The sequence below is a fragment of the Telluria sp. LT2P80 genome, assembly GCF_059685955.1.
Genome location: NZ_JCASIO010000022.1, coordinates 1 through 6,277, shown reverse-complemented (window position 1 = coordinate 6,277; position 6,277 = coordinate 1). Strand labels below are relative to the sequence as shown.

General features: G+C 59.2%; 3 protein-coding genes and 1 rRNA gene. 1 reads left to right on the top strand and 3 read right to left on the bottom strand.

All coding sequences use genetic code 11. The features are described 5' to 3' along the window. Nucleotides 1–446: 446 nt before the first annotated feature. On the top strand, nt 447–857 hold the full coding sequence (locus tag AC56LW_RS23900) for a DUF2061 domain-containing protein (protein WP_499638325.1): 411 nt from the start codon (nt 447–449) through the stop codon (nt 855–857). A 214-nt stretch (nt 858–1,071) separates the two neighbouring features. On the opposite strand, the gene AC56LW_RS23895 is transcribed toward AC56LW_RS23900, so the two are convergent. The 3 genes from AC56LW_RS23895 to rrf form a co-directional block, all read right to left on the bottom strand. Next, nucleotides 1,072–2,553, bottom strand: coding sequence for a DUF3999 family protein (locus AC56LW_RS23895; RefSeq protein WP_499638322.1), 1,482 nt, complete (start codon nt 2,551–2,553; stop codon nt 1,072–1,074). 18 nt (nt 2,554–2,571) lie between these two features. Further along, on the bottom strand, nt 2,572–5,571 hold the full coding sequence (locus AC56LW_RS23890) for a DUF2339 domain-containing protein (RefSeq protein WP_499638320.1): 3,000 nt from the start codon (nt 5,569–5,571) through the stop codon (nt 2,572–2,574). Nucleotides 5,572–6,181: 610 nt separating this feature from the next. After that, nucleotides 6,182–6,277 (bottom strand): 5S ribosomal RNA (rrf, locus tag AC56LW_RS23885); the annotation flags it as partial.

The window sequence follows — 6,277 nt, the reverse complement described above, 5'->3', positions numbered from 1 at the left end:
GCTGAGCAACGTATTTCTTTTTTGTGAACATTTGATAATTTAAGTAATCAAAGACCGAGGTCTTTGGCACCTTCATCAAACGCCCACACTTATCGACTGTTAATTTTTAAAGAACTTCATTCGGTGCTGCTTCTGCCGTTTGCTACGAAGCGTTGTGTTCGTTAGCAGCAGAGAGGCGAGATTATGAAGTGTTTCTCATTTTTCGTCAACCCCTTCTTTCCTTCGCTGTCGCTGCTTTTAAGCAGTGTCTGCGTCGGGCAGAACGAGACTATAACAAACTTGTGACATGTTCGGCAAGGGGCTTATGAAATACTGGAGCCTATCGCAATTAGCCAATCAATAGTAATAGGCTATAGCCATGGTAGATATATATGCCTTTGTGCGCCAATCGAGAATGACTATCATTTTCCTCTACCGTATCAACACGTGCAATCTCAGGAGTCAAGATGGTCGTCGCTGCCAAGAAAACCAGTCAGGTCATCACCCACATGGCCATTGCTTTCGCCATTGCGTACGCGCTGACTGGTTCGGTCATGTTCAGCGGCCTCGCGATCATCATTGAGCCTGTGATTAATGTGCTGCTCCTCCCTTTCCACGAGAAAGCCTGGGAGGCCATCCGTGCCCGGGCGCGCTCCGAGCGCGAACGCTATGCCCGACGCGCTGCTGAAAAAGTCAGCCAGACTGCCATGCATATGGTCGTGGGGTTCACCGTCATCTATTGCGCGACGGGTTCGCTCGCTTCCGGCGGTATCGCGGCCATCCTTGAGCCGGTATGCAATGTACTTCTGCTGCCGATTCACGACCGCTTCTGGGACAGGCTTGAATTGCGCGCCGCCGGCCAGCACGGCGCTGCCTGAGTCATTAGTGGGAAGGGCTACACACGCGCGTCAATAGCAGATAGCGCAGTTTGACCATCCCGTGCAGCATGAGGGCTACAACACCGTTCAACCCCATGATTAGTCTGTCCGTGCGCGAGTGCCTGCGCCAGCTCGGTCGGAACGGATCGATTCCCCACGGCTTTGCCATACCACCCGCCGGTGCACTGAGTTGTTTGGTCGCTCCTTTCTTCATTTACTCAGAGGCATGCAGCCCGCTGTCGGGAGCGACGTCAGATGAAGGCGTGCCGGAAGTATCTGCCTTCATCTGACGGAACAGATGCCAGGCCATGGCGGCAAGTGCCGCAAGGCCACACACCAACACGCCCCATAACCAATGCCGGCGGCTGCCAGCAGTCCGGTCAGCCTCCACGATCGTAGCTGGCGATTGCTGTTGTACGAGCGCCCCGGGTGTTGCGGATTCCAGCTCGGCCAGTTCACGCGGCGTAAAGCCCGGCGCAACCTGGGAGAGCGGCACGCTGGCAGCCATGGCACTGGCGCGGCCAAATGCCAGTTGGTAAGGCGCCTTGCCGGCAGCCACAAACACGATGGTTGCAGGTGCCCAACGCAAGCGTAAGGCTGGACGCTCCAGGATGGCGGTTAGTGGCCGGGCCACCCAAGTGGACGCATTGGTGGCTGCAATCTCGACGTCGCCGGAAACGCGCTGCGCCCCCTTTTGCGACAGTTGATAAAAGGTTGTATTCACGATTGGCTGCAGCCGCGTCACGACTCGTTCACCGGGTTTGCGGCTACGCGTGGTTTGGTACTGGCCCACTATCACCGGCATGACGACGTTCTGCCCCTCAAACACAAACCCAACAGCGATCGCAGGAATGGCAACGGGCGCTGCATACATCACATCGCGCCCCTCGGCAGCTGGCTGGCCCGGCAAAACAATGGTCTCGAGTTGCATGGCGGCGTACTGCTGCACGACATACTCGGCGTTGATGTCGGCAAAGGCGAGCGGCTTGCCCTCAAGCCAACGAATACGAGCGTAGCGAAATGGCCGCGGCGAAAACTCGATGCGGTGCTTGCCGACGCTTGCGCCGCGATCGTTGACCAGCCAACTGACTGCCGCTTCGGCCAGCAGGTCCCAGTCTTGCAGGTCGTTACTCACATCGATTGCAACGTGCGCGTTGTAGTTGTCCGCCCCCTGGGGCAGCGATAACGCCAGCGCGCCCACTGGTGCTGCAGCGCTGACCTTCGCAGCCAACGCCGCCGGCTGAAGGTCGAGGATCAGGCTTTGCAGCTCGTCGCTCGCTGCCCGCGACGGCGTCGTCACGGAAATGACGGCGCCGTCGCTCCGGGTGCGGATCTGCAAGCTTTCAGGCATCTGCCCTGTGTCCCGGGCGGCGCCATACAGCGGGAAAATGGCGACCGGTGCAGTGGCCTTTTTTTCTACGGCTGGTGGCGCCTGATCGATCAGCGCAAAAGGCATCGACGCACCAACGGCATCGAACACGCGCAGATCGTGCAAGGCAGGCGAACGTGCGTTCAGATAGACCGCACGCGGCAGCGGCAGTCGCACAATGGCCTGGCTGCTGACGGTGCGTAAAGGGAGACGATGCGAATAATCGGTCAGCCTGTCGGTTTGGGCCGCTGGACTTTCAGTGACGGCGGCGCCCGTCAGCGCGAATACCATGATGACGCAGCAGTACCTGCAGAGAGAAATCGGCATGGGTCGTTCTCCTGTAGGTCAAGCTGACGCAGCCATTGACGCGGCCTGCGGTGCTTTCGGATACGGGGCGAGATAGCCCACCAGTAGCAGCAACAGGCCAACACCAACGAACGACACAACGCGCGCGATACTCCCGCCATTGGCCAGGTCAACCAGGAACAGCTTGGCCACCACAATGCCGTACAACAGCGCGCCGATCCACCAGACCCGTCGTCGAGCAGTGCGTGCTGCAATGCGCATGACCGCGAAAGCACTCGCGCCCCAAGCCAGAGAGAGCAATGCCTGCACCGTTTGCGAAGCCATGAGATCGGCAAGCCGGTAATCGATGCCAAGGTAATGCGCAGCACTTCGTAGCAGAATGAGATTGAACCAGAGCCACGCTGCCACCATGGTGGCACGCAGCAGCGTGGTTAGAACGGGCTGATCCATTGCAGCCCTGGCAGCGAGTTGCCGCAACGTGCTTACCCATAGCATCAGCACAAATCCTGTGGTCAAATCGAGCGGGTTGAGCAGTGGAATATAGGGCAACGGGGCCATCGCACCATCGTGCCTCAGGTTCCACAGAGCGGTTGGCAACATCAGCAGAAGGCTACCCACTGGAACGGCAATCGACCGATACCAGTCCGCGATCGGAACGGTGGGCCAGCGCCCTTTCATGCTTCGACGCAGCAAGCCGATAAGGAACAGCATCATTGCCCATGTCGGGAGGTAATTGCTCCATGCCGCGTCCGTGACCCAGTCTCCTTGCAAGGTCAATGCGCTGTCGGTTGGCGTAGCGAGCCATCCGTCGATCAGGATCGCGCCGGTTGGCCACAATGCGAGCCACGGCCCACCCGTGCGGATGGCGTGCAGCAACTGCAAGACGGTGCGGTTAAGGAGCAATCCGCTGGTATGCCAGCGTAGCATCGCCTGTTCGTTGCCCATCCATGCAACTGCCCATGCGATCCAGAGCGCGGCGTCCGGGAGCGCGTGCGCGCCGTACAGCATTGCAAGCGAGCGCAGCGTAATGATGCCCAGCGCAGCGCAGCAAGCGGGGGCGAACCAGAGTAACTGCGGCCAGGAAAAGCGCGATGCGCAGTGCACGCACGCGATCGACGTCGCCGCGATGCCAAGCACATACAGTGCAAGCCAGCGGGAATCCACGCTGCCCAGGGCGGCAGGCAGATAGTCGACGAACCGACCTGCTGCGACATTCAGAGTGCAGACCCACCAGATGCCGCTCCACAGCAGCAGTAACGCTGACAGGTAGCTGCCGTTTCGCCTGGATGCGGCTAGCTTCAGTGAGCGGCTGGTGGCGAACGCCGCCACGGCCAGGATCACCAGACCGAGCAAGGGCATCTCGTCATTTGGCTCGACCATGCTCAGCCATGACAACCCAGGCCTAGCAGCGATGGCCAGACCGATGGCGCCTGCGAGCTCGGCAGCCAGAACCAGTTGGCGCGCGGTTGTCCAGACCATCCGCAGGCTGAGGGCATACAGCAGCAGCGCCGTGAAAATCGACCCAACCACGATCCAGTCTGCCAGGATGGCGCCCGAGAAGCGCAGGGTCGCTTCCGTCACCCATCCGGCCAGCAGCCACAGCGCTGCGAACATCAACGCCGTATTGGCCAGCATATTGGTGGCCGGTGAAGACAGATCCTGCTTGTCGCTGTTGTTGTCGCTCTGGCGGAATGCCAGAGCCACCGCAAAGGCGCCGGCGGCGAGCAGCAAGAAACCCAGCCACAAGTTCGCCGTCAACGCTGCAGTCATGTCGATGTGAGACAGCGCGGTCATGAAGCTGATCCAGGCTCCGGCCTGCAACAACAGTCCACAGACCCAGATGGCACGCCGCTGGTGGCGCAACCCGAACCACACGAAGCCGAATCCTTGCAGCGCCCACGCGGCCGAGGTCCAGCGCGCATCCAGGGCAAACGGGATCGTCAGCGTGCCAAAAATGGTGCCAAGGACAGCAAACGTCCGGACAAGTGTCCGCCAGCGCTCCTTGCCGGCACGCCAGAGAATCGTTCCGGCCACGAGATAAAATCCGCCCAGCCCGAGTGCTGAAAATGCCAGACCGAACGGCATGTCTCTGACCAGCCCGACCTGAAACCCGAAGGTCAACAGCGGTGTTCCCATGATCAGCGTGACATCGACATAATCCTGCAACCGTGTTCTCGTGCGACCCGCGAATGCGAAAGGGATTGCTGAGTAGCACAAGAAAAAAAGAATCAAAAATGCCTGCGCCGACGCGTAATGGTCCGGGGTGTACTGCAACCCGCCCCATGCCCCAGCGACACCGAACGTGAAGACAAAGCCCAGCAGATTGAGCTGATGCCACGAGCGCTTGAACGCCAGCGCAAAGACGCCGACGTTGAGCATCGCGTAGTAAGAGAACAAGGCGATGTGATTTCCCTGTCCGGTCGACAACAGCAGCGGGCAGGCGAAGCCGCCGGTAATGCCGAATGCCGCGAGCCACGGTGCCTCCTGCAAAATGGCAAGAAGGCACGTGAATACCGTGAGCGACACCAGCAAGGCAAATGCGAATCCCGCAGGTATCAAGGCGTAGCGCTGGAATGCGCTGAAGATCACCAGCATCAGGATGGCGATGGCGGTTCCCTGCACCGGCAAGCCGATCTCCCTGCGTTTGCTACGCAGGCGCCAGCCCCATCCAAGAAGACCCATGTCGGCCAACACCAGCGCAGCCAGCCGCAGTTCAATCGGGATTGTGATGGTCGCCGCCACATACTTGAGCAGGAATGCAATGCCGATAAACAGGATAACCAGGCCGAGCTTGGCGACCAGATTCCCGGTCATCAACCAGGTTTTGACCGCAACCAGCCAGCGAGGTGGCGGAGATACCGCTTTGGTTAAAGCATCAGGATCCAGCGGTGGCGTGATCGCTTCGTGTTGAATCGGGCTGCCAAGGCTTCGGCCACGACGGGGAGTACCTCGTTTTGCTTGGGGCGACTGATGGATTGTCTGGGCGTCATCGACGCTGGCACTGGCACTGGTACCGTCCCCCCCCCTGGACTTGTGCATGGGCGCTATCTGGCAAGACGGCAGGTGGCACCTGTTCAACATCATCCTTTGGTACTGTGGAAACGGCCATGTCGGCAGGACGAGGCGCCGGTGTTTCCAGAGGTGCCGGAGAGAGCTGTTGGACCTTCTCGCGGAGCAAAACCAGCTGCTGTTCCAATTCGTTGATTTGATAGCCGCGTCGCAGCCCCACAAGCCAGGCTGCAATGAAGGGGTATGCCGCTATTATCAACACCCATGTGGTGATCTCACGCATGGCGGCCCTTCATGTGAAGTACTTGGTTCCGCGAGTCCGGACCAACGCATCATGCGGCAGTCCCCTTGGCGTCAAAGAAATAGTAAGAGCCAGAAGCATTCGCAGAAATGAACCTGTTTGACCGTTGCGCCCGATCAAATCATGTGGTTGGTACGTGGGGTTTTGCTGCCACAGTGGGCCAGTGGCGTATAACAGAGGCGGCAAACTCTAGCGAGCCTGAGGATGAGTGGCACGCCAAACAGGGCATGACAACTTGTGGGAATAGGTTAGATGGTTGATGGGGTGATCGCATCAAGTCGATCGCCCAAAGCGAAAAGCCCCACTCAGATCACTGAATGGGGCTTTTCTATATAACTAGCCTGACGATAACCTACTTTCACACTGGTTGCAGCACTATCATCGGCGCAAAGTCGTTTCACGGTCCTGTTCGGGATGGGAAGGGGTGGGACCGAC